Origin of the sequence: Novosphingobium rosa NBRC 15208 (genome assembly GCF_001598555.1) — a bacterium.
GTDB classification, from domain to species: Bacteria; Pseudomonadota; Alphaproteobacteria; order Sphingomonadales; family Sphingomonadaceae; genus Novosphingobium; species Novosphingobium rosa.
On record NZ_BCZE01000022.1, the window covers coordinates 73,856 to 98,209 of the forward strand.

Consider the following 24,354-nt stretch of genomic DNA (forward strand, 5'->3'; position numbering starts at 1 on the left):
AAGCGGCCTAACCTTTGCGTCCCTCATCCGTGTGAGGATCAATATGGCCGAGAACACCTCCAACGTTTCGCCCGGTTTCATTGAGCTTGCAGGCGAAATCACTCTTGCCTGGCTCCAGAATCCCAATGTTCAACCGGGCGCCGAGGATGTCCCTGCCTTTCTGAAATCCATGCATGCCGCGATTACGGGCCTCACTATTGATGGTGCAGCCGAGGCCGCGCCGGTTGTTCATCAGCCAGCCGTTTCGGTCCGCACCTCGGTTAAGCCGGACCACATCGTCAGCCTGATCGACGGCAAGAAATATAAGATGCTCAAGCGGCATCTGGCGCTCAATGGCCTTACCCCAGCTCAATATCGTGACCGATTTGGCCTGAAATCCGACTATCCCATGGTTGCGCCCGCCTATGCGGAACGTCGCCGGGAACTGGCCAAGAAAATCGGGTTGGGCCAGAAGCTTGCGAAGCCGACCGCGCCCAAGACCAAAGCCGCCTCCAAATCCGGGGCAACGCCGGAGGCAAAGGCCCCGACCACGACTGCCAAACGGCGTCGGGCCAACAAGAAGGCAGAAGCCGCCGAAACCGCAGTTGCCGTTATGCCGACGCTGGCCTGAAAATCGCGGCGCCCGGCCCTTCGGGACCGGGCGCCGCTTGAGTTCGGTTCACATTTTGCGTCTCAGTGCCGAAGGTTTTCCCAAACAGGAAGCGTCCATGGCCGACTTGCTGTCCACGATGAATGATCTCAAGGCTGTCATCGAGAAGGAGGGGGCAGCTACCTTACGGCAGAACGCTTCCCCGCAAGAGATCCATGAATTTGGCGACCGCTTGGAGCAGTTCGAGCCCTTCAAGACCATCTCAAGGAAGTTCCTGAGCTTTCCCATGGGGGGAGGTCGGACGGGTCGGGGCGTATCGGGGCGCTGGGTCTACTTTCGAATGCTCGACGGAATTGAGCCCCAAGTCCTGATCGACCAAGCGCAGGCGACCCTTGCCGCCAATCGCTATGAAGCGCGAGAAATTCGTGCTGTCAGAGGTATCGAAATCTCGGAAGTCCATGCCCTCTTGGACACTCTATCCCTTGTCCCCAGCGGAGCACTGACGCACTCATGGTGCCATGAGCAGGCATTCCCTCGCGGAATGCAGGGCAGCTTTTGTACCGAGAACACCGCAGCGCTGGTGCATGCCATCGTCGTGGAGCCTGCGTTTCGCGATGGGACCGACGAAGAGCATGAGAAAGCCTTCGAGGCTTTTCGGAACAAGCGCGCGAAAGACGCTGCGCGTGTTCGCCTTGCCCTTGGACTGGCCAGCGGAGGGCCGGTGCAAATGCCATTCCGCTATTCTGAAGTGGAGAATTCCAGCCTGTTCCGCGAAGCGATGAGCGTCTTCTCTCAGGACGGGAACGCCCATTTCTGGGGCGTTGACAGGGAAGTGAACATCGAAGAGGTCCGTTCGTTTCTGGCAGAATTCGAGAAAATGGATTCTCCCCTAGCGCTTGAGCTCAGCATCGACAGGCTGCTCAGGTCGCGGGTTTTCGGCGAGCTGGAGAACAGGATCATCGATCTGGGCATGGCCGCCGAGATAGCATTGATGCACAGCAAGCGCGGCGTCAGTGACGGCAAGAGCGAGATCACGAATAAAATGGCCAACCGTGGCGCGTGGCTGATCGGCAGCACTCCTGATGAACGGGTAGAGGTCGTGAAACAGCTCTCGGACCTCTATTCAGCCCGGTCTGTCGTCGTCCATACCGGCGAGGCGAAAGCCGCGTTGCTCCCGCGCGTCGCTGATTTCGACCGTATCGTTGCACAGATTGTCATCGCATTGCTCAAACGTGGCGCTTTCCCTGACTGGAAACGCCTTGTGCTCGGCGGCTGAGAAACAGCGCGAAATTGCTGACGCGCAATACCACGGGAATCGTGGGTTTCTGTGGATAGGCGGCTTGAAGCGGTAGCATCATGATCGCTACTCGGGGTCATGGGCACCATAGAGAATGAACGCTGGTTGAGTCGCCGTGGCGAAGCGATTCAGATCCTGCGAAAGAACTATGGCGGCTCGGCTCTCGCGCCTCAGGACCGCCTCATCGAAATCCTGTGGCACGTGTCGCGCAGTATGAAGTCCACGGGCGATCTTGCCGCCGCGCGAAGCCTCGATCCGACCTTCATCAAGGACGGACTGACGATGGCCACGGCCCTTGCATTACCCACCGCGATTGCTGCATTCTCAGCGAGTGAAGGCGGTCTCGAGCGCTGCTTTTTCGATGTTTTCGAGACAGTGTGCGGCGAATTGAGGCAACTGTAACGACCGACAGAGAGGGGTGAGCCTCCAGCATTCCTCCACGGGATAGGGAGATGTCTGCTGCGGATTTCCCATGATCCGTCGCCGCGCGCACCGCGTCAAGGTCGATGGGGGCCCACCATTTTCCAGGGGCGGTCTGGCGTCAATTGCCATGGCCTCGACCACAGTGACGCCCCCGAAAAATCGTGACCCCCATCGCCGCTGGCGCGGCCGCTTCGCGGACCTTGACCCGGCACGCGCGGCGCCGGGCGCGCTTCCTGTCTTGCGACAATCAGGAGGCAAATCATGAGCATTGAGGCACAGATCGAAGAGCTGCGGGCTGAACTTTTCAACTGCGGGAGCAAGCGCGAACGCACCAAAATCGCCCGTGAACTTCAAGCGAAACAGGCCCAACTCGAACGCCATTTGCTCAAGTTTTGACCATGTGACACAGGCCTGCGGGCGGTGCCAGGAGGCATCGTCCGCGCGCCTTTTTCCCATGCCGCGCGATGCTGGGGGAAGATGGGAAGGAATGGCGGGGGGATCGAGAGGCCGGGGTAGGGGGTAAGCGCCGGAATGCAAGATAGAGGCAAGATCTCGCGGATCTTGCCATGTGATTGTCTGCACATCTTTTTTTCCGGAGAATTCACGAGACAACGGTACCCGCCGCGAGATGTGGGACTTAAAATGACCGCGAATCCGCCATTGCCGCTGTCTCTCCGCAAGAGGACTTGCGGTCTCAGGTGCCTGTGGCATGTTTGGGGCGTGGAGCGTCATTCCAGCCGTGGAAGGATGCCCCGTGGACGATGACTTCGAGCCCCATCTCGGACGCCCCGCCGACAGGCCGGGTACGCGCCGCTATCTCAATCAGGTGATCAGGGCAGCCCGCCGGGCGGGCGGGCGTGGAGGTGCGCGGCGCGGCCGCTTCGACGGCAGTAGGATCGGGCGCGGCGCGGCGCGTGCCCGCGTTCTTGCGTCAGGCGATCGCCATGCCGCGTTTCGTTCGCGCCGCGTGGTGGTCAAGGCGCGCCTCAGCATGCTGGCCGGCAAAGGCGCGGGCGGCGGGACCAGGATGGCTGCGGCGCGCGCCCATCTCCGCTATATCGAGCGCGACGGAGTCAATCGCGACGGCACGCCGGGCCAGCTCTACGGCGCTCAGGAGGATCAGGCAGACCGTGAGGCGTTCCTCGACCGGAGCGACGGCGACCGGCACCAGTTCCGCTTCATCGTCTCTGCCGAGGATGGCGATCAATATGAGGATCTAAAGCCTCTGACTCGCCGTCTCATGCAGCAGATGGAGGAAGATCTGGGGACGAAGCTCGATTGGGTCGCTGTCGATCACTACAACACGGGTCACCCACACACACACATCGTGTTGCGCGGCAAGGACGACCGCGGGCAGAATCTGATTATTGCCCGCGAGTATATTTCGAGTGGAATGCGCGAGCAGGCGATGCGGATCGTGACAATGGATCTGGGACCGCGCACCGACCTCGAAATAGCCGAGCGGCTGGCCCGCGATGTGGAGGCGGAGCGGTTGACCGCAATCGACCGCCAGCTTCTGCGCGACATGGATGATGCGCGGGTGACACTTGCCACCGGAAGCCGCGGAGTCGAACAGAGTCAACGCGTGGGGAGACTGCGCAAGCTCGAAGCGATGGGCTTGGCAGAGCACGTTGAGGGCCCGCGATGGCGCTTGGCGGAGGGGCTTGAAGACACGCTGCGTCGGATGGGCGAAAGGGGAGATATCATCCGGACAATGCAGCGCGAGCTGAGCGCGCGAAACGTGGAACGCGCCAGCGTGGACCAGCGGGTGTTCGATCCGGCGGCGATCGGTGCGCAGCCGATCACGGGCCGGGTTATCATGCGCGGCCTGGCCGACGAACTGGAGGATCGCCACTTTGTGATCGTCGATGGTGTAGATGGTCGATCTCACTATGTCGCGATCGGGAAGGGAGAAGCGACCGAACTTTTGCCGGCAGGTGCAGTCGTGCGTGTCACGCCGCGCGACGGGGGTATACGCCCGGCGGATCGCACGATCGTGGAGGTCGCCGCTGCGCATGGGGGTCATTATGGTGTTGAAGCGCATCTCCGGCATGACCCTGGCGCGACCGAGGCCTTTGCGCAGGCGCATGTGCGTCGGCTCGAGGCCATGCGCCGCGCGATGCGGACGATCGAGCGCGAGGATGACGGGAGCTGGGTGATTGCGCCCGATCATCTGGAAAAGGTTGCAGTCTTCGAGGCGCGCCAGCTGCGCGACAGGCCGGTCACCGTGGACCTGCTCGCGGCAGGATCGCTGGCCCGCCTCGCTCGGGAGGATGCACCGACCTGGCTCGATCGGGAACTGGCGAGCGCGCAGCCGGTGGCGCTCCGTGAGGCAGGCTTCGGGCAGGAGGTTCGCGGCGCGCTCGATATGCGCCGCCAGTGGCTGGTCGAGCAGGAGCTGGCGAGCGAACGGAACGGCGAGTTGCATTTGCGCGCCGATATGCTGGCCGTGCTGCAGCGCCGCGAATTGCTGAGGGTGGCGGGGGTCCTTTCCGAGGAGCTGGAGCTGCCGTTTGCAGAGATCGGTCCGGGTCAGCGCATCGAGGGAAAGCTCCTGCGTACCATTGAACTGGCGGGGGGGCGCCACGCACTGGTCGAGCGTTCAAGGGATTTCACCCTCGTTCCCTGGCGGCCTGTCTTGGAGAAGCGGATCGGCCAGAGCGTTTCCGGGATCATGCGCGAAGGTTCGATCAGTTGGAGCTTCGGGCGCGACCGCGGCGGCCCGACGATCCCCTGACAACCTCCCGCGTGTGACGGTTACCGGGGGTCTTCTGCGGCGGCGACTCGGTGGGCCCGGTTGGATCACCGCCGACTCGCCCGGAGGCAGTTTGTGAAAAGCGCGACGCCATTGACGGTAGAAACTGGTCCCTGACGGTCGTTGGGCCCTACCACAAAAAGCGCTATTCGTGAGAGTCTTGGGTCAGGACGAAAACTCCTTCTGGAGCCTCCCCCATGACCCCGACCAAGCTGTTGCTCGGCCAGATTCTGGCCGTGTTCTCGATTGTCCTCGCCGGCATATGGACCGCCACGCAATGGGCGGCGTGGCGCCTGGCGTGGCAGCCGGAACTTGGGCCGGCTTGGTTCACGTTCGTCCGCGTTCCTTTCTACCGCCCCTGGGCAATCTTCGTCTGGTGGTATCACTTCGACGCTTACGCCCCCCATATCTTTTCCGAGGCGGGAATGATCGCCGGTGCCAGCGGCTTCCTGGGCTGCGGTGCGGCGATCATCGGCTCCCTTTGGCGCGCGCGCCAGGCAAAGAATGTCACGACCTACGGATCCGCACGCTGGGCCGAGCCCGGGGAAGTCGAGCGCGCAGGGCTTCATGCCGATGCCGGCGTCTTTCTCGGGGAGTTGGATGGACGCTACCTCCGCCATGATGGTCCCGAGCATGTCATGGCCTTTGCTCCCACACGGTCGGGCAAGGGCGTGGGTCTTGTGGTCCCGACCCTGCTCTCATGGACCGGCTCGGCGGTCATCCACGACATCAAGGGTGAGAACTGGCAGCTCACCGCCGGCTGGCGTTCGCTCTTTAGCCACGCGCTGCTCTTCAACCCCACCGACGCGCGGTCGGCTCATTACAATCCGCTGATGGAAGTGCGGCGCGGCGAGAACGAGGTGCGCGACGTCCAGAACATCGCCGACATCCTCGTCGATCCCGATGGCGCACTCGAGCGTCGCAACCACTGGGAGAAGACCAGCCACTCTCTCCTTGTCGGCGTCATCCTCCACATCCTCTATGCCGAGGAGAACAAGACGCTGGCGCGTGTCGCTTCGTTCCTCTCCGATCCGCAGCGCCCCTTCACCGCCACGCTCAAGGCGATGATGAGCACCAATCACCTGGGAACGCGCAAGCACCCCAGGGTCCATCCGGTGGTCGCCTCGGCGGCGCGTGAAGTGCTCAACAAGAGCGAGAACGAACGCTCGGGCGTGCTTTCAACGGCGATGTCCTTCCTGGGCCTTTATCGCGACCCCACCGTGGCAAAGGTCACCTCGCGCTCGGACTGGATGATCTCGAATCTCGTCGACGGGGAGCGGCCCTGCTCGCTTTATCTGGTGATACCGCCGTCCGACATCAGCCGCACCAAACCGCTGATCCGCCTCATCCTCAATCAGATCGGGCGACGCCTCACGGAAAAGCTCGAGGGGCAGGGCAACAAGTCGGGCCGTCACCCGCTCCTGATGATGCTCGACGAGTTTCCCGCCCTAGGCCGTCTGGATTTCTTCGAGACCAGCCTTGCCTTCATGGCCGGTTACGGCGTGCGGACTTTCCTCATTGCCCAGAGCCTCAACCAGATCGACAAGGCCTATGGCGAGCACAACGCAATTCTCGACAACTGCCATGTCCGTGTCGCCTTCGCGACCAACGACGAGCGCACCGCGCGCCGCATTTCCGAAGCACTGGGCCAGGCCACCGAGCAGCGGGCGATGCGCAATTATGCTGGCCACCGACTTGCTCCATGGCTGGCCCATGTGATGGTCAGCCGGCAGGAGACCGCGCGTCCCCTGCTGACACAGGGCGAGGTCATGCAGCTTCCCGCCTCCGATGAGCTGGTGATGATCGCGGGGCTCGAGCCGATCCGCGCCAAGAAGCTGCGCTACTATTCCGATGCCAACTTCCTCGCGCGCATCCTGCCGTCGCCGGATCTGGGGCCGCTGGGCGGGCGTCCGCGCCCCTATCCTGATCGTCCACCTTCCGTGATCAACAACTGGGGTGTGGTCACCAGCTTTCCGGATGCCAGGCTCGCGGCACTGATCGAAGCGCCGGGTGAGGAAAGCGATGGCGGGCGCGAGCAGCAGCGCCACCCCGCGCTTGAGGAAGAGAAACTGCCCTCGCAGCCACCGCGCCAGCTCGATTTCCTCGGCCTCGACAAGGACGACGCCGATCCGGCGAGCGACAAGTCGACGATGGACCGTGCTGCAGGCGGCAGTGCGGTGACCCGGGCCCGAGCAATGAACGAGGGCGACGGGCAGAGGCCCGGCGCCGACCGCGACTCCCTTCCGAGCTTCTGAGCCCGGGCCCCATTCTCCCCAGCCAAAGGAAGTCCAGTCCATGAAAGCTCAACGTGTCCGTTACCAGCTCTTCCTGCCTCTGGATCTGAGCGACCGGTTCGAGGCTCTGGCCGCGCGCGCCGGCGCTTCGAAATCGGGCATCCTCACCGACGCGCTGACAGCCTGGCTCAATCGGCAGGCCGCCAGCGATCTCGAACATCGCTTCGCCCAGCGGCTGGACCGGATGTCGCTGGCCCTGGGGAGGGTCGAGCGCGACGGCCATATCCTCCTCGAAAGCCTCGCTCTGTTCATCCGGTACCAGCTGATGGTGCAAGCGCCGCTTGCCGAAGCCGACGATGTGGCGCGCGCGGTCGGACGCGACCGCTTCAATGCCTTCGTGGCCCGTGTCGGCGAGGCCATGGCCAGCGGCAAGCAAAGCTTTCCGCCGCCGCGACAGGCTGAGGTTCGCGTCGAGGAGCCTTCGCGGTGAGCGCGGTCAGCGACACCGTCGCGAGCCAGCGCGGACGTTCGATGCTGCGCACCGCCATGGGCCCCATGATCGGTGCTGCCCTGGCCGACCCGAGCGTCATCGAGATCATGGTCAATCCCGATGGTCGCCTGTGGATCGACCGGCTGGGTGAGGGGCGTCACGATACAGGTTCGATCTACGAGCCGACACAGATCGAGCGGATCATCCGACTGGTTGCCAGTCATGCCCGCGCAGAAACCCATGCCGGGGCGCCGATCATCTCTGCCGAATTGCCACCGCATGGTGAGGGGGCGGGGGAGCGCTTCGAGGGCGTGCTGCCGCCCGTCAGCCTCGCGCCGTGCTTTTCGATCCGCAAGCCGGCTTCGCGGATCTATCGCCTCGCGGACTATGTCGCCGACGGCATGATGACCTGTGCCGTGGCTGAACGTTTGGCCCAGGCGGTCGCCGAGGCGCTCAACATCCTGGTCGTGGGAGGTACCAGCTCGGGCAAGACCACCCTTGCCAATGCGCTGCTCGCAGAGATGGCCAATCTGGAACAGCGGGTGATTCTCATCGAGGATACGCGCGAGCTGCAATGCGCTGCCCCCGATGTGGTGGCGCTGCGCACCCGCCAGGCAAGCGCTGCCGGGAGCGGCGGGGTCACCATGGCCGACCTGCTGCGTTCGACCCTGCGCCTGCGGCCCGATCGGATTGTCGTGGGCGAGGTCCGCGGCGCCGAGGCGCTCGACATGCTCAAGGCCTGGAACACCGGCCACCCCGGCGGGATCGCAACGATCCATGCCAACAGCGCGGGCGCCGCCCTCTATCGGCTCGAGAGCCTGGTGCAGGAAAGCGTCGCCACCGTGCCCAAGCGCCTCATCGCGGAGGCCATCGATCTGATCGTCTTCATCGCCGGGCGCGGACGTGCGCGCCGCGTGGAGACCATCGCCGAAGTCCGGGGCCTCGACGCCCTCGGCCACTACGAGGTCGCCGACCTCGCAATTCCCACCACCCAAGGAGACGCTTCATGAAAATACAATGCCCCGTCATGTCCGGTCGCCGGGCACACGACTTGAAACTTTCCCTGCTCGGGCGGTGCCTGACCCTGCCGAGCATGACGCTGGCCGTTTCGCTGGCGATGACCGGTCAGGCTTGGGCCTCGGGGACCGGCATGCCCTGGGAGACCCCGCTCAACAACATCCTTGAGTCGGTTCAGGGTCCGGTCGCCAAGATCATCGCGGTGATCATCATCATCACGACGGGTCTCACGTTGGCCTTCGGCGAAACATCGGGCGGCTTTCGTCGCCTGATCCAGATCGTCTTCGGCCTCTCGATCGCCTTTGCGGCCTCGAGCTTCTTTCTCACCTTCTTCAGCTTCGCGGGCGGAGCACTGATCGCATGAGCGCGCTCGGCAGCCCGGAGGGCGGCATGATCGAGGGCTTCGAGGTGCCGCTGCACCGGTCGCTGACCGAGCCGATCCTGCTGGGCGGTGCGCCGCGTGTCCTTGCGATCGTCAATGGCACGTTGGCCGCCGCCCTAGGTCTGGGACTCCAGCAATGGATCGCGGGCCTCGCCGCCTGGGCGCTTGGCCACACGCTGGCTGTGTTTGCCGCCCGGCGTGATCCCGATTTCGCAGCGGTGCTGGTGCGGCACCTGCGCCAGAAAGGACATCTGACATGCTGAACCTGCGCGAATATCGCAGCCGCGCCGATCGCCTCGCCGACCATCTGCCCTGGGCAGCATTGGTGGCGCCGGGCGTGGTGCTCAACAAGGATGGGAGTTTCATGCGGGTGCTGCGCTTTCGCGGTCCCGATCTGGAATCGGCGACCCAGGCCGAACTGCTCTCGGTCGCGGCGCGAGCGAACAACGTGCTGCGTCGTTTCGGCTCGGGATGGGCGCTCCATATCGAGGCGGAGCGCACAGAGGCCGCCGCTTATCCACGCAGCAATTTCCCGGATGCGGCGAGTTGGCTGGTGGATGAAGAGCGCCGCGCAGACTTCGAGGCGGCAGGCATGCATTTCGAGAGCCGCTATTTTCTGAGCCTTACATTCCTCCCGCCACCCGATCAGGCTGATGCCGCCGGGCGCGCGCTGATCGAACGCAGCGATGATGTTGTGGGGCGCGATTGGCGCCAGGCATTGACCCGCTTCATCGGAGAGACGGACCGGGCACTGGATCTGTTCACGGGTTTCATTCCCGAGATTGCGCCACTCGATGATGCCGAGACGCTGACCTACCTCCATGGAGCCATCTCGATGCGCAGGCATGCTGTCGCCGTCCCGGAAACGCCCATGTATCTCGATGGTCTGCTCGCCGACACAGCCCTTACCGGCGGTCTCGAGCCGATGCTGGGCGAGGCGCATCTGCGCACGGTGAGTGTGATGGGCTTTCCCGGCCATACCAGGCCCGGATTGCTCGACGCGCTCAACCATCAGGATTTCGGCTATCGCTGGGTCACCCGTTTCATCGCGCTCGACAAGACCGACGCGACGAAGGAACTGACGAAGCTGCGGCGCCAATGGTTCAACAAGCGAAAGTCCGTCACCGCCCTGCTGCGCGAGGTGATGTACAACCAGCCTGTCCAACTGATGGACAGCGATGCCGACAACAAGATGGTCGATGCCGATCTCGCGCTGCAGGCGTTGGGTGGCGATCACGTCGCCTTCGGCTACCTCACCGTCACCATCACGGTGATGGATGTCGATCGCACGCGGGCTGAGGAAAAGGTTCGCGCGGTCGAGCGCATCGTCAATGGCCTCGGCTTCACCTCGATTCGTGAAACCGTCAACGCGGTCGAAGCCTGGCTTTCGAGCCTGCCGGGGCAGGTCTATGCCAATGTCCGCCAGCCCCTGATCCACACGCTGAATCTTGCTCATCTCATGCCGCTCTCTTCGGTCTGGGCCGGACCCTCGCGCAACGATCACCTGGGTGGGCCGCCGCTGTTCTATGCCCGCACAAGCGGATCGACTCCCTTCCGTTTTTCGACCCATGTCGGCGATGTCGGGCACATGATGATCGCGGGTCCGACAGGTGCCGGCAAATCGGTGCTCCTCTCGCTGATCTCGCTCCAGTTCCGCCGCTACCCCGACAGCCAGATCTATATCTTCGACAAGGGTCTGTCGGCGCGCGCCGGGGTGCTGGCGATGGGCGGATCGCATCACGCGCTGGGCCTCGGCGGAGCGGAGGGACATGCGCCCATGGCCTTTCAGCCGCTGCGCCATATCGACCGGCTCGACGAAAGAGCCTGGGCGGGCGAGTGGATCGGCGCGCTCATTTCCGCCGAAAGCGTCCAGATGACCCCGGAAATCAAGGATATGGTCTGGTCGGCGCTCTCGAGCCTCGCCAGCGCGCCGGAGGAAGAACGCACGCTCACCGGCCTGTCGCTTCTGCTCCAGTCCACCCGGCTGCGCTCGGCGCTCACGCCCTACACGCTCGAAGGCCCATTCGGTGCGATGCTTGATGGCGCCCATGACGACCTCCACGTCGCCTCGCTGCAATGCTTCGAAACCGAGGCGCTGATGGGCCATGCCGGTGCCATCGCGCCGGTGCTAACCTATCTCTTCCATCGCCTCGAAGAGCGCTTCACCGGCAGGCCGACCCTGCTCGTGCTCGATGAGGCCTGGGTTTTTCTCGACCATCCGCTCTTCGCCGCCCGCATCCGCGAATGGCTCAAGGTCCTGCGCAAGAAGAATGTCAGCGTCGTCTTCGCCACGCAGAGTCTGGCCGATATCGCGGACAGCGCGATCGCGCCGGCGATCATCGAGAGCTGTCCGCAGCGCATTCTGTTGCCCAACGATCGCGCCGTCGAACCCCAGAGCCGGGCAAGCTACGAACGCTTCGGGCTCAACGACCGCCAGATCGAACTGATCAGCAGGGCCACGCCCAAGCGCCACTACTACCTGCAATCCTCGCGCGGCAACCGGCTCTTCGAGCTGGGGCTTGGTCCGCTGACCTTGGTGCTGGCCGGTTCATCCGACCCCGAGAGCCAGCGCCTGATCGACAGCCTCGTCGCCCGGTGGCCGGAGCGCGGCGATGGTGCCGATTTTGCGGCCGCTTTCCTCGCTGCGCGCGGCATCGACTGGGCCGCCGATCTCGTCACCAGCTTTTCCGAATCCCTGTCCCTTTGAAAGGAGAAATTGCCATGTCCTCATGCCGCAACCAATCGCCCCGCCGCGGACCGATCCTCACATCCGCTCTCGCGCTCTCGATGGTACTGGGATCGTGCTTCGCCGCGGCGCCCGCTCAGGCCCAATGGACGGTGTTCGATCCCACCAATTACAGCCAGAATATCCTGACGGCGGCACGCACGCTCCAGCAGATCAATAATCAGATCACCATGCTGCAGAATCAGGCCAAGCACTTGCTTACCATGGGCTTTCCCGAGCTTTCCGCGCTCTCGCAGACCATGCAGTCGATCAATTCGCTGATGAGCCAGGCGCAGTCGCTCGAGTTCAAGGTCGCCAACATCGACAAGGAATTCTCCTCGATGTTCCCGACCAGCTTCAACCAGGCGCTGACCATGAGCCAGCATGTCACGGCCGCGCGCAGCCGGATGGATGCCTCGATGGCGGCCTTCAAACAGACGATGACGGTTCAGGCCCAGATCGTGGAAAATGTGAGTGCTGACGCCTCGAACCTGTCGGGGATCGTAGACAGGAGCCAGAGCGCGCAGGGTTCGCTTCAGGCTACCCAGGCGACCAATCAGCTGCTCGCGCTCATCGCCAAACAGCAGTTCCAGATCCAGAACCTGATGGCGGCGCAATATCACGCCGAAGCCCTCGACAAGGCCAATCGGACCCAGTCGCAATCCGATGCGCAGAGCGCGGTCACCCAGTTCCTCGGTTCCGGCAGCGCCTACACCACACCCTGAGGGCACCTGCCGAAGGGCGAGGCCGCCCGAGCTCTCGACCTCGCCTGACTGCTGCGGGGCCCCGTCTCCCGCGCTCCCGAGCGGGCCCCGCAGCCCTTTGTCTCCGCTCTCCGCCAGACTCTTGAGGAGGAAACCATCCCATGGGCGACCTCAACATCATCGACCAGTTCATGAGCGATTTCACCCGCTATATCGACAGCGGCTTTGGCCTGCTGGGCGGGGACGTTCATTTCCTGACCGTCACGCTGATCGGCATCGACATGACGCTGGCGGGGCTTTTCTGGGCCCTGGGCGGCGAGGATAATGTCATCGCCCGGCTCATCAAGAAGGTCCTCTATATCGGCGCCTTCGCCTATATCATCAATTCCTACTCGACCCTGGCCGACATCATCTTCCGGTCTTTCGAGCAGGCAGGACTGACTGCCGGCGGCAATACGATCAGCGCGGCCGACCTTCTCAAACCCGGCAAGCTGGCCGACACCGGCTTTTCAGCGGCCTGGCCGCTGCTCCAGCAGGTGAGCCAGCTGATGGGGTTCACCAGCTTCTTCGACAATTACCTCACCATCGCAGTGCTGGTGCTGGCCTGGCTTATCGTGATCCTCGCCTTTTTCATCCTGGCGGTCCAGCTTTTCGTCACCATCCTGGAGTTTAAGCTGACAGGTCTGGCCGGCTTCATTCTGGTGCCTTTCGCCCTGTGGAACCGCACCAATTTCCTCGCCGAGCGAGTGCTGGGGAATGTCGTGACATCGGGCATCAAGGTGATGGTGCTGGCGGTCATCGTCGGGATCGGCTCGACTTATTTCTCCCAGTTTACGGCAGCACTTCAGGGGCAGCAGCCCGATATCGCCCAAGCCATGAGTCTGGTGCTGGCCAGTCTGGCTCTGTTGGGGCTCGGGATTTTCGCCCCGGGCATCGCGACAGGTCTGGTCTCCGGCGCGCCGCAGCTTGGCGCCGGTTCGGTCATGGCGACCGGCGCGCTGGTGGCCGGAGGAGTAGCCGCCGGGGGCGGTGCCGGCATTGGAGCGGCTCGCGCCGTGGCAGGTGCAGGGTTGAGCGCAGTTCGTGCGGGATCATCGGTCGTCGGTGCCTATCGCGCCGGGCAGGCCGAAGCGGGTGCCTCGACCGTCAGCGCAGGTCTCGGCGGTATCTACAATGCGGCGCGTGCCGCCGCCGCGAGCTCGATGAAGAGCGCAGCGGAGGCGCCCGAGCCGGGCGGAGGCCCTTCCGACACCGGTGCGCAGGGGCAGGGGCCGACCCAAGGGCCCCCCACGAAAGGAGAAGCTGCGGCTCCCGCCCAGAGCGAAGGTGAGGGCGCACCACCTTGGGCGCGCAAGCTCCAATCCGAACAAGCAGAACGTCATCGCCGCCAGATGGCGATCCATGCCCTGCAATCGGGCGACCGGGGTGGTGGCGGTGCCAATCCCGACATCGATGAAAAGGAGTAAGTCATGCTCTTCAAACGTCCTGTCCAGCGTTACGGGCAAAGCCCCGAACCGGAGACGCCATGGCAGCGAGCCGGCCAGCTATGGGATGAGCGTATCGGTTCTGCCCGGGTGCAGGCCCGTAACTGGCGACTGATGGCCTTTGGCACGCTGGCACTGGCGAGCGGCCTGTCGCTCGCGCTGATCTGGCAGTCGCTGCAAAGCCGTGTCGTGCCCTATGTCGTAGCGGTCGATCACCTCGGCGAGCCTCAGGCGATCGCGCCAGCGGAAACCGAGTACCAGCCCACCGACCCCCAGATTGCCTGGTTTCTGTCGCATTTCATCAGCGATGTCCGCTCGCGATCGCTGGATCCCGTGCTGATGCGCGAAAGCTGGCTCAGGGCTTACGACTATGTCTCGCCCCGCGGAGCGCTGTTTCTCGGCGATTATGCTCGAGGCAACGATCCCTTTGCCAGTGCCGGGGAGAAAACAGTCTCGGTCACGGTGACCAGCGTCGTGCGAGCAAGCCCCTCTTCATTCCAGGTCAAATGGGTGGAGAGCGCGTTCGAGCGCGGAGCGCCTACCGGCACCAGCCGCTGGACCGCGATGCTGACCGTCTCCCTCAAACCGCCGCGCAGCCCGGACATTCTGCGCCGAAACCCACTCGGACTCTATGTCGATGCCGTTGACTGGAGTCGGGAATTCGATGCGCCCGTAGACAGGCCCTTGGCCTTGCCCGCCATCCCCGCGCGCTCAGAAGCTGCGGCGATCGCGACGACGCCTCCCAATTCCGCTCAGCCCCAGATGGAGATCCACCCATGAAGATGCTTTTGATCGCGGCGCTGACCCTGATGGCCAGCGTCCTTCCCGCCCACGCGCAAAGCCTGGCTATTCCCGGCAAATCGAGCGCCGCCACTCCGGATATGGCGTCCCCAGCGACGACAACTCCACCGCCCGCGCCGAGGATCGTCGCGCAACCCATCATTCAGCCAGTCCCGACACCCCCTCGTGCGCGGAGGACAATCATGAGAAAGCCCATTCGCTCGCGTTCCTCTGCCGTTGCGCTTGGCGTGAGGACAGCAAATCGGCGCGCCATGCAGGAGCCTGTGGCGCATGGCTTCATCAACGCCGTGCAGGTCTATGCCTGGAGCGACGGTGCGCTTTATCGTCTGCTGGCGGCGCCCGGCACCGTGACAGACATCACTCTTCAGCCAGGAGAAACGATAAGCTCGGTTGCGGCGGGTGATACAGTGCGCTGGACGGTCGGTGACACCAGCAGCGGGACTGGGGAGAGCAAGCGCGCTCATATCCTGGTCAAACCCTTCTCGGCTGGCCTCGCCACAAATCTCATCATTGCGACGGACCGGCGGACCTATCATCTCGAGATGGCCAGCACGCCGGGCACGGCCATGGCTGCGATCTCCTGGAGCTATCCCGAGGGTGATCTCATCGCAATTCGCCGAAAGGAGGCCGAGCGCGACAGGACACCGCCATCGCCAGCGGCTCAGGAGCAGGCACCTCCACCGGCGGCGGGGCTGTCGCTCGATCATCTGAACTTTGCCTATGCGATCAGCGGTGATGATCCGGCATGGCGCCCGCTGCGCGCTTTTGATGATGGCCGGCAGACCTTCATCGAGTTTCCCGTGGCGATTGGCGTCGGCGAGGCACCTCCGCTTTTTATCCTGGGCGCGCAGGGCGAAGCCCAACTCGTCAACTACCGGATGAACGGCCACTTCTACATCGTCGACCGCCTGTTCGCCGCCGCAGAGCTGCGTCTGGGCACGAAGAAGCAGGCGATCGTGCGTATCACCCGGGCGGAGGTTGCAGCGCAATCGGGCAACCGGCGGAGGGCGTCATGAGCGAGACCGACATGCAGGCGCCCCCGCCAAATCCCAAGCTCGATCCGGAAACGCTGGTCTTGCGGGGCATACCTCGGCGCGTGGTACGGTTCCGTCGCCAAATCATCATCGGCGGCGGCGCGGTGGCAGCGGTACTGGTCGGCGGGATAGCGTGGTATTCATTGCGTCACGTTTCACCCGTGGGCGGTGCCGCGCAGAGCGATCAGGCCGCGCCCGTGGCAAAGGCTACGCCTGAAGCCTTGGCCGGCGCTCCACGCAATTACGGGGATGTGCCGCAGCTTGGGCCGGCCTTGCCGGGTGATCTAGGCAAGCCGATCCTCGACCACCAGCAGTCTCTGGGAGCCGGAGCGGTTGCCGGGGCGACGGACCCGGCCGCTCAGGCTGCACTCGCCGAGCACCAGAAAAATGAGGCGGAACGGCGGTCCGCACGCGAATCGGGTGTCATGGTTCAGATCGCAGGTGGCGGCCGGAACGAGACGCAGCCGCTGACTGTCGCTGGAAGCACCAATCCTCAGGTCAAGGCTTCCGAAGACGACGCGGCTCCGGGCGCAAAACTGGCGCTGGATCCCGAGCATGACCCGGGGAGTCAGCAGCGCAAGGTCGATTTCCTGGCGGCGAAGGATGGCACTGGGGACGCCAACCCGCATGAGTTGGTCAAGGCTTCCTCACCCTACACGCTCAGTGCAGGGACGGTTTTGGCAGCCAGCTTGATCACCGGCCTGAAATCGGACCTTCCCGGGCTGGTAACGGCGCAGGTGACCGAGAATGCCTATGACAGCGCGACCGGCCATTACCTCCTGATCCCTCAGGGATCACGGCTGATCGGCAGTTATGACAGCGTGGTAGCCTATGGGCAGAATCGGGCTCTTCTCGTCTGGCAGCGCATTATCCTGCCTGACGGGTCATCTGTGCGGATCGATAATGTCCCGGCCAGCGACCTTTCGGGCTATGCTGGTCTTGCCGACAAGGTGGATGTCCACACTTGGCAACTGCTCAAGGGTGTCGTGCTCTCGACCATGCTTGGCGTCAGCGCGCAACTCAGCTTCGGCAGCGATGAAAGCGACTTGCTGCGCGCACTACGCCAATCGACCCAGCAGAGTGTCTCGCGTGCCGGCGACCAGGTCGTCAGCCGCGCTCTTAACGTTCAGCCAACCATCACCGTTCGACCGGGGTGGCCGCTGCGGGTCGTCGTTCACAAGGACATCGTCATGCCTCAACCCTGGGGCATGGGAAGGAGGCCGTGATGGCAGACATCAAGCTGGGCAAGCTCCCCGACCGCGTGCCGGTCAAGCTGACCATCAGCGTCTCGCCTGATCTCCATCGCGCGCTGAGCGAATATGCCGCGATCTACAATCGCGCTTACGGTGAGGAGGAGCCGCTGGTCGAGCTTGTTCCTCACATGCTCGCTGCATTTTTGGCAAGCGACCGCGGCTTTGCCAAGGCGCGGAGCAAGGGGGGAGGGGAGAATGGCTAGTTCTCTTACCCGTCCGGCATTCGCCCCCGCCCCGGTAATCCACCTCACGATGGAGCAGGTGGTCGACCGTGTTGGTCTCAGAAAATCAAAGATCTACGAGCTGATTCGTGCAGGCGACTTTCCCGACTCGATGAAGCTGTCGCCGGGCGCGGCGAGGTGGAACGAAGCGGACATCGATGGATGGATCGCCCGCATGAAACGGGACTGCCGTGGCTGATGCCCCGGGCGCGGCGGGACTACAGACGCCGCCGGAACGCTTTCTCAAATTCGAGGAGGTAAGCCGGCGCGTCGGTTTGGGGAAAACCGCGATCTACGACCTGATCCGCAAGAAACGCTTCCCTGCGCCCTATAAGCTGACACGCTATGCGTCACGGTGGAGCGAGCGAGAAATCCTCGCATGGATCAAAGAGGTCAAGGATGGATTTGAGGGCAAAAAGCGGAAATTCTAGCTCGCGGCGCCAAGGCCGACCTGTGTCACTCTGTCGCGTAGGCTGCTACCATCTGCCCAAAGATCACGGTCGTGGTTCGATGGCGATCCCGGGCATCCGGGGAAGAGCATAAAGGTCAATGGAGGTGATCATGCCGATCGAAAGTGAAACACAGCGTGCCGTGAGGCGGCAGGCCGATGCCGATACGATGAAGAAGAAGGCTCTTGCCCTCAGCGCTGCTTTGCGAAGCCTGCGGGAGGAAGTGGAGCTTCAGCGTGAGAAGCAGGAACTGGAAGGCGGGCTGGTGGCTGCGGAGTCACTCGCGGAGGCTGGTGAAATATTTGACCGGATGACGGGTGATTTGGAAAATGCAGCCATCGTTCTGATCGGCGCATTTTATCATCGGGATCGCCCTGCCTGATAGCCCGAAATTATCAGAGTTCCCCCCCTTTTTCGGGGATAGGCACCGCGTCCGAATCGGATAATCCTGTGTTTTCTGAATGAAGGAGATGATCCGTGGATGATGATGCCCATATGGCTTTTGGCACCGTGCTGGCGGTCCTCGCGAGACTTTTCGAGCGCAATGGTCTCTGCTCAACGATGGAATTTGCAAATATGATCGGTAATGCGGCGCTGGCGACCAGCGAGGCAGGGCCAGAGTATAAGGTTCGCGGTGAGTATATCGGTGCTTGGGCTCATTGTGTGCTGTCAGTTGCAAAGAGCGCGCCGATCCAGCACTGACGAATGTATGCGAGTAAAGGGTAGTGCTGCCAGGCAGACAATCGATTTTGCACAGAGATGCGCGAACGGAGCCGTTGGCGAGTTGATTGAAGCCAAGCCTAAGGCTAAATGTGCCCCATATCGTGGCGGCCTTCACTCATTTCTTTCGAAGGGCACGTTCGACTGAAAGGAATGGAGCCCTTGAGTATCTATGATAGCAGGCGCTTTGTGAAGGAAATCAAAGAGCGTCCCCAGAATTTCTTTATCGTTCATTATTCTTGTCAGAGTCTCAATGATGACAATGAAGGGCTTTCTCCAAGAATAACTTCAATCGCCGTTACGCATTATGCCACTGAACAAACGGTTAGCTTTTCTACCCATTCTATTGCAGAAGAGCTGCATATCCAGCGGGAAGAAGTTAAAGATCGATTCGATGATATCGAGTTGGAGCTACTGACAAAATTCTATGAATTTGCCAGAGATCGACGCGATAGATTTTGGATTCACTGGAATATGCGGAATCTGACCTTCGGGTTCGAGCATCTTGAGCATCGTTTCCGTGTTCTTGGGGGCCTTGACGCCCCCGTAATTCCGGTCGAACGTCGGTTGAATTTGAATGACCTCCTCGCTGACAGGTATGGCTCCGACTACGCCCCACATCCAAAAATGAAGTCCCTATGGGATTTGAATGGTGGGGTACATCGGCATTATTTGAATGGAGAAGAGGAGGTTCAGGCATTCCAAAATAATGAATTTATAAGGATGCATAACTCAACACTGGCAAAGGTGGGATTTTTTTTCCTGGTCATTAGGGGAATGGTGACAGGAAAACTGCGCACAGCTTCCAAAGGTTTGGGTGTTGGACTTGATCGCCTTTTTGAGGGGCGGACTGCAAAGGCGATCGGCTTTTTTGGGACGATCTTGGGAATTGGATTGGGCGTTTGGCAATTCGGCCTTTGGAGTGGAATCGTCAAGGAACGCCAAGTCGCGCCGACAGAGATGCCTAGGGCAGCCCATGCGTCGCCGGATCGTGTCCCGCAACTACCAACTGCCGCATCACGAACGATACCGAATTCACCTAAGCCAGAACAAAAACCGCGATGAGCAGAGGCCTTTTGGGATGGCGCCAGGCGACAGGCCTGCGCCTCTTGAAAGCCCGTGCCCAGTGAGAGCGGATCAATCGAAAAAGACTATGAATCAGCTACGTTTACACTGCCGAGAAATCGGCTACGCAGTGTGCCATGGTGAACGAGCATCCATGGCGCGCAGGCTTTGAGCTGGAGGTCATTCTGGGAGATCTGGGAGAGCCCCGCTTCCAGCGTGAACTGAAGTACGGAGGGATGGACGAGGCGACTCCGGAGTTTTGCCGTGCCGTCGCCTCTGCCTTGAAAGCGCATACCGGGAGGCCCTGGAGCGCTCCCGCCAAGGCAGTCCGCAAGCCCGGCTTCTACGTAATCTCCGAATATGGGCTCGATCCCATCCATTGGCCCGTCGACCGGCTTGCGGGTGTGGAGCTGCTGACACCGCCGCTGCCGTTCGCAGAGGCGGATCTGGTTCGACAGGAGATCACTGACGCCATCGAGAATATGGATGGTTATTTCAATCTGTTTCCCAATGAGATTACTCGGGATTGCGGATGGCACGTGAACATCGATGCGGGCCCGGATCTCGAGATTGATCCCATTAAATTTATCCTGGGTGTGGACGAGCTGTGTCTTCTGTCGGCCAATGATCGCTTGTTTACTGCCTATACGGGTTTGCAACGGCATGCGGTTGGCGTCGATCTGCTTAGGCATCTTCGGGAGGATCCGCGCGGTGCGATGCTGTACGGAGCCGGGCTGAGCAATTTTCTTCACATGAAAAAGGGAGAGTCGAAGAGCTACGCTGCCAATTTTGACAAGCTACGTCTCGGATATCTCGAGTTGCGCCATTTTAGCGCCGACTCGTTTTTCAATGGTCCGAGCTTGGAGAATCAACTCGAACGGATCCCGGCGGCGTTAGAGATCGCCTCGAATCGGACGAATGCGCTGGAACGCGCCTTCCACACCAAATTTGTCCTGCTCGCACGTTGGTTGGCTGAGGTGCGGCAACGAATCTCATGGGAAATGAAGGCAGGAATTGTGAAGCCGTACGGCGAACTGCGGTTCGACGGGGAGCCGCTTGGAATTGTGATCGGAGACGGTTTCTTCGATGCCAACATACGGGCATCAGGCGAATTCGGAGAAATCGCATCGATCAAAGGCATCCTGCTGCCTGATCTTCCTGAAGCTGTGGCGCTCATGGCACTCGATTTAGCGGAGTTGCATAACCTCGGCCTGAAGCCGGGGAAGTCACCCAACAGGAGCTTTGCTGGCGAGGTCACAAAGCTCGCGAAAAGGCTCAGGGCCGATCCCACGCTGTCAAGCGCAGCTCAATTGTCGCAGTTGAATGAGGCCCGCCTGAAATCCTCGGATCGCGACTCGCTTTGACCCCACTGATTCGGGGATGCGAATCGCCGCGACAAGTGCCCTAGGACAATAACACCCCGGGGTTGCAAAACCGGCCAGATTGGTGGAAAAAGGCTGGGCCGAACTCAGCGTCGAAACGGCGTGATTTCAGTAGAAAATCGTGGTGTGGTACTTTCCGTGGTACTTTGTCGAAGGTGCGCAGAATAAGTCTTTAAAAATCAATGGCTTATCACCCCATTGTGACTTCCTGCCTCTCCGCCATCACTTCATCGAAGTGGCTGAATTCATAAGATCTTTGTGGCCGCAAGACATCCTTGTCCCGGTCTGCGGCACAAGGCATTGGCGCCATGGCGGATCGCTGGCGCCGATCGTCATACAGCAAGGGCGCCGATCAAGACCGGCGCCCCGCTTCGCCCATCGGCGCTCTGGATTGAGCCGTTCGTCCCGGCTCAGAACTTGAAGCGCACGCCCGCCGTAAAGGCCCGCCCGACCGTATCGTAAAGCGAGATGATCGTCGGCAGGTTCACGCCCGGAATGGTGCCGGGCACCAGCGGTGGATTGCGGTCGAACAGATTGTTGACGGTGAAGAAGGGCTCCACCGTGCCGCCCATCGCCTCGATCCTGCCGCTGATGGTCAGATCCGTGTACCACACGGCGGGGGTGCGCGCGCCGCCGAAGTTCTGGTTGGGCTGGTCGGGCTGGCCCACCTTTACCCCGCCGATATACTGCTCCGACACAAAGACATTCACCGGCCCGGTGGCATAGTTGACGCTGAGCGTGCCGCGCCAGTGCGGCAGGCCGGTGGGGCTGTTCGAGCCATAGCCCGCCTGATCGTAGATGGGCGCGACCAAGCTTTGCTGCGTCAGATATTTGTCCAGCCAGTTGGCATAGAGGCGCGTCGTCAGGCGGCCCTTGCCGATGTTGGTGTTGTAGGTGGCGTCGAAATCGATGCCCGATGTCTGCAGGAAGGCGATGTTGGCGGCGGCCACGCGCACCGATGTCGGGAAGCTGGTCGCCGTGGGGCGGCTGATCAGCGCGCATTCGGGCGCGCTGGAGTTCACATAGCAGTTGTTGACGATCTGGCCCGCGTTGAGCGTGGCGATCGCCCCCCGGATGCGCAGGCGGTAATAGTCGATCGAGAGGCTGAAGCCGGGCAGGAAGCCGGGCGTCAGCACGGTGCCCAGCGCCAGCGTGTTGCCCACCTCGGGCTTCAGATTGGGGTTGCCGCCGGTCACGGTCGAGACATTCTGCGAGGTGTTGGTCACGGGATCGGTCAGCAGGCCGATGCCGCTCTGATCCCCGGCGAAGAGTTCGAACAGATTGGGCGCGCGGATATCGCGTGAGAGCGTGCCGCGGAACAGAATGTCACGCACAGGCTGCCACACCGCCCCCAGCTTCCACGTCTTGGCCGAGCCCGAGGTGCTGTAATCGGTGATGCGCCCGGCGGCGTTCAGGCTCAACTGCCTGAAGCCGGGCACATCCTTCAGGATCGGCACGCTCAGTTCGGCGAAGCCTTCCTTCACATTCTGCTTGCCATGGGCCACGCCCACATTGTTCAGCCAGAAGAACAGCGAGGTGGAGGACACACCGCGCAGCCCGGCGAAATAGGCGCTGCGCTCCGCCGTGGTGTCCAGCAGCGAGGGATCGCTGTTGCTGGTGAGGTCCAGCGTCTGGTTGCGATATTCCCCGCCCAGCACAATGTCGACGGTGCCGCCCGGCAGCTTGAACAGGCTGCCCTGGATCGAGGCCTCGACCGAATTCTGCCGGATCCGCGCATCATAGGCCATGGGCGTGCTGGTGGCGTAGCGATAGCCGGCCTGCGAGGTATAGGCGTCGCCGGTCAGAAAGACGTTGAGCGGCTGACACCCGGCGAAACGTGAGCGGATCGCGGGATCGGCGCTCAGGGACGTGGCGCAGACGGTGTTGCCGGTGGCCGGATCGCGCACCGCATCCAGCGCGGCATAGGTCTTCTGATAGTCATAGAGGCCATATTGGCGGACCTGATGGTGGGAATCGCCATGCGAATAATCGACATTCCACTTCCATCCGCCAAAGCGCCCTTCCGCGCCGATGGTGGCCATCCAGAAGTCGGTGCGCTCGGTGGTGATGGGGGCGCTGCCGGTGTTGCCGTTGTATTTGCCGACGTCGAACTCCTGCCCCGGCGTCAGCTGGGCGGCGATGCTGGCGGGAATAAAGGGGTTGCCCTGGAAGACCGGCGCATTCTGGGTGCCGACAAAGGCGTTGGACTGGCTGCTGTAGCGCAGATCCGCCCGCGACCAGACGCCCTGCACGAAGACCTTCGTATCGGGCGCCAGGTCGTAATCGAACCGCCCGAAGGCATGATAGGTCTTGAGCGGCGCCACCGCCGAAACGGTGGGGGAAATGGCGAAACCGTCGCCGCCCACATTGAAGGCGGGGGTGCCGGTGGTGGTGCCCGGGTTGAAAGGCCGCAGGCCGCCATTGCCATCCACCACCATGCCCGCGCCGGGGCCATTGAGGATCAACCCATTGTCATTCGAGATCGCCAACCGGACATTGTTGACGATCGTGTAGGGATTGGCGGCGGAGCCCGGCGAGGCGGAACTGCCCGGCACGCTGCCGACATAGACGGTGTTGGTCAGCCCGCCCGGCCGGTCGGAGCGCAGCATGCCGCCATTGTTGTAGAACTCGCCGCTCAGCAGCAGATGGCCGCGCCCCTCGAACAGCTTGGTGCCATAGGCCAGCCCCAGCCGCTGGTTGTTGTTGTCGCCGCGCGCGGAAACGCCGCCCTGCGCATTGCCCTTCAGCCCCGTGAAATTCTTGTCGAGCACGAAATTGACCACGCCCGCCACCGCGTCCGAACCATAGGCCGCCGAAGCGCCCGCCGTCACCACATCCACCCGGCTGACCAGCATGCTGGGGATCACATCGACATCGACCGTGCCCAGATAGGTGGTGGGCGGCACGCGCTGGCCATCGAGCAGGATCAGCGTGCGATTGCCGCCCACGCCACGCAGGTTGAGGATGTTGCCATTGGTCGGCTGGTTGGAGAAATTGTGGCTGCTGCGCGCCGGGCTGGAGGAGTTCTGGAACTGCGGCAGCTTGTTGAGTGCATCGGGCAGGCTGGCGGGGGTGGATTTGGCCAGATCCTCGGTCGCCGCGACGGTGACCGGCGTGGGCGAGGCATAGCCATTGCGCACGATGCGCGATCCGGTGACGATGATCTCGGCGTCTTTGCGCTGATCGTCTGCGGATTCGCTCGCCGCTGGCTGGTCTGCTGTGGCGGTCGGCGCCTTGGTGTCCTGCGCGTAGGCGGGAAGGCTCAGCAGCGCGGCGGCTGCCGTGCCGGTCATAAGCAAAGCTGTCACTTTCATGGTATCGCCCCCTGT

At 62.4% G+C, this 24,354-nt stretch carries 24 protein-coding genes; 23 read left to right on the forward strand and 1 reads right to left on the reverse strand.

All coding sequences use genetic code 11. The features are described 5' to 3' along the window. Window positions 1-43: 43 nt before the first annotated feature. The 23 genes from SR3_RS08970 to SR3_RS09075 all read left to right on the forward strand — a co-directional run bounded on the left by SR3_RS08970 (window position 44) and on the right by SR3_RS09075 (window position 21,007). Entirely contained in the window at window positions 44-610 is a 567-nt protein-coding gene (locus SR3_RS08970) for a MucR family transcriptional regulator (protein ID WP_068084050.1), read from the forward strand. A gap of 97 nt (window positions 611-707) precedes the next feature. Further along, window positions 708-1,865, forward strand: a complete 1,158-nt coding sequence (locus SR3_RS08975) for a HEPN domain-containing protein (protein WP_068084056.1) — start codon at window positions 708-710, stop codon at window positions 1,863-1,865. 99 nt (window positions 1,866-1,964) lie between these two features. Next, the gene (locus SR3_RS08980) at window positions 1,965-2,288 is read left to right on the forward strand and encodes a hypothetical protein (protein WP_068084059.1); all 324 of its coding nucleotides are present in this window, start codon (window positions 1,965-1,967) and stop codon (window positions 2,286-2,288) included. A gap of 282 nt (window positions 2,289-2,570) precedes the next feature. Next, entirely contained in the window at window positions 2,571-2,705 is a 135-nt protein-coding gene (locus SR3_RS32625) for a hypothetical protein (RefSeq protein ID WP_281198713.1), read from the forward strand. 313 nt (window positions 2,706-3,018) lie between these two features. Further along, window positions 3,019-5,046, forward strand: a complete 2,028-nt coding sequence (gene rlxS, locus SR3_RS08985; protein WP_068084062.1) for a relaxase/mobilization nuclease RlxS — start codon at window positions 3,019-3,021, stop codon at window positions 5,044-5,046. Between the two features lie 215 nt (window positions 5,047-5,261). Then, window positions 5,262-7,319, forward strand: coding sequence for a conjugal transfer protein TraG (locus SR3_RS08990; protein ID WP_068084064.1), 2,058 nt, complete (start codon window positions 5,262-5,264; stop codon window positions 7,317-7,319). Window positions 7,320-7,359: 40 nt separating this feature from the next. Next, window positions 7,360-7,788 carry a CopG family transcriptional regulator gene (locus tag SR3_RS08995; RefSeq protein WP_068084070.1) on the forward strand — a complete coding sequence of 143 codons (429 nt, stop codon included), beginning with the start codon at window positions 7,360-7,362 and terminating at the stop codon, window positions 7,786-7,788. 41 nt (window positions 7,789-7,829) lie between these two features. Then, the gene (gene trbB, locus SR3_RS09000; RefSeq protein WP_068084196.1) at window positions 7,830-8,798 is read left to right on the forward strand and encodes a P-type conjugative transfer ATPase TrbB; all 969 of its coding nucleotides are present in this window, start codon (window positions 7,830-7,832) and stop codon (window positions 8,796-8,798) included. Window positions 8,799-8,881: 83 nt separating this feature from the next. Then, complete coding sequence (locus SR3_RS09005) at window positions 8,882-9,169, forward strand: TrbC/VirB2 family protein (protein WP_157098739.1); 288 nt, start codon at window positions 8,882-8,884, stop codon at window positions 9,167-9,169. After that, window positions 9,166-9,450: a VirB3 family type IV secretion system protein gene (locus SR3_RS09010; RefSeq protein WP_068084079.1), complete on the forward strand. Its 285-nt coding sequence runs from the start codon at window positions 9,166-9,168 to the stop codon at window positions 9,448-9,450. Before SR3_RS09005 ends, SR3_RS09010 begins: the two co-directional genes overlap by 4 nt. Next, complete coding sequence (trbE, locus tag SR3_RS09015; RefSeq protein ID WP_068084082.1) at window positions 9,444-11,894, forward strand: conjugal transfer protein TrbE; 2,451 nt, start codon at window positions 9,444-9,446, stop codon at window positions 11,892-11,894. The genes SR3_RS09010 and trbE overlap by 7 nt, the downstream gene beginning before the upstream one ends. Window positions 11,895-11,908: 14 nt before the next feature. Further along, complete coding sequence (gene trbJ, locus SR3_RS09020; protein ID WP_068084087.1) at window positions 11,909-12,637, forward strand: P-type conjugative transfer protein TrbJ; 729 nt, start codon at window positions 11,909-11,911, stop codon at window positions 12,635-12,637. 140 nt (window positions 12,638-12,777) lie between these two features. After that, window positions 12,778-14,082: a P-type conjugative transfer protein TrbL gene (gene trbL, locus SR3_RS09025; protein WP_068084091.1), complete on the forward strand. Its 1,305-nt coding sequence runs from the start codon at window positions 12,778-12,780 to the stop codon at window positions 14,080-14,082. Between the two features lie 3 nt (window positions 14,083-14,085). Then, the gene (gene trbF / locus SR3_RS09030; protein ID WP_068084096.1) at window positions 14,086-14,880 is read left to right on the forward strand and encodes a conjugal transfer protein TrbF; all 795 of its coding nucleotides are present in this window, start codon (window positions 14,086-14,088) and stop codon (window positions 14,878-14,880) included. After that, window positions 14,877-15,917: a P-type conjugative transfer protein TrbG gene (gene trbG / locus SR3_RS09035; protein WP_084455253.1), complete on the forward strand. Its 1,041-nt coding sequence runs from the start codon at window positions 14,877-14,879 to the stop codon at window positions 15,915-15,917. Before trbF ends, trbG begins: the two co-directional genes overlap by 4 nt. Continuing rightward, window positions 15,914-17,161: a TrbI/VirB10 family protein gene (locus SR3_RS09040; RefSeq protein ID WP_068084100.1), complete on the forward strand. Its 1,248-nt coding sequence runs from the start codon at window positions 15,914-15,916 to the stop codon at window positions 17,159-17,161. The genes trbG and SR3_RS09040 overlap by 4 nt, the downstream gene beginning before the upstream one ends. Next, complete coding sequence (locus SR3_RS09045; RefSeq protein ID WP_068084103.1) at window positions 17,161-17,391, forward strand: DUF2274 domain-containing protein; 231 nt, start codon at window positions 17,161-17,163, stop codon at window positions 17,389-17,391. Before SR3_RS09040 ends, SR3_RS09045 begins: the two co-directional genes overlap by 1 nt. Further along, window positions 17,384-17,608 carry a helix-turn-helix transcriptional regulator gene (locus SR3_RS09050; protein WP_068084105.1) on the forward strand — a complete coding sequence of 75 codons (225 nt, stop codon included), beginning with the start codon at window positions 17,384-17,386 and terminating at the stop codon, window positions 17,606-17,608. Before SR3_RS09045 ends, SR3_RS09050 begins: the two co-directional genes overlap by 8 nt. Continuing rightward, complete coding sequence (locus tag SR3_RS09055; RefSeq protein WP_068084106.1) at window positions 17,601-17,840, forward strand: helix-turn-helix transcriptional regulator; 240 nt, start codon at window positions 17,601-17,603, stop codon at window positions 17,838-17,840. The genes SR3_RS09050 and SR3_RS09055 overlap by 8 nt, the downstream gene beginning before the upstream one ends. Window positions 17,841-17,958: 118 nt before the next feature. After that, a complete protein-coding gene (locus SR3_RS09060; protein WP_068084109.1) occupies window positions 17,959-18,240 on the forward strand; it encodes a hypothetical protein in 282 nt (93 codons plus the stop codon). Between the two features lie 95 nt (window positions 18,241-18,335). Next, window positions 18,336-18,560, forward strand: coding sequence for a hypothetical protein (locus tag SR3_RS09065; RefSeq protein WP_157098731.1), 225 nt, complete (start codon window positions 18,336-18,338; stop codon window positions 18,558-18,560). A gap of 180 nt (window positions 18,561-18,740) precedes the next feature. Next, window positions 18,741-19,643 (forward strand): hypothetical protein, encoded by a 903-nt coding sequence (locus tag SR3_RS30515; protein WP_157098732.1) that lies wholly within the window; start codon window positions 18,741-18,743, stop codon window positions 19,641-19,643. A 137-nt stretch (window positions 19,644-19,780) separates the two neighbouring features. After that, entirely contained in the window at window positions 19,781-21,007 is a 1,227-nt protein-coding gene (locus SR3_RS09075) for a hypothetical protein (RefSeq protein ID WP_068084117.1), read from the forward strand. Between the two features lie 428 nt (window positions 21,008-21,435). On the opposite strand, the gene SR3_RS09080 is transcribed toward SR3_RS09075, so the two are convergent. Further along, complete coding sequence (locus SR3_RS09080; RefSeq protein WP_169805592.1) at window positions 21,436-24,339, reverse strand: TonB-dependent receptor plug domain-containing protein; 2,904 nt, start codon at window positions 24,337-24,339, stop codon at window positions 21,436-21,438. Between the last annotated feature and the right edge of the window lie 15 nt (window positions 24,340-24,354).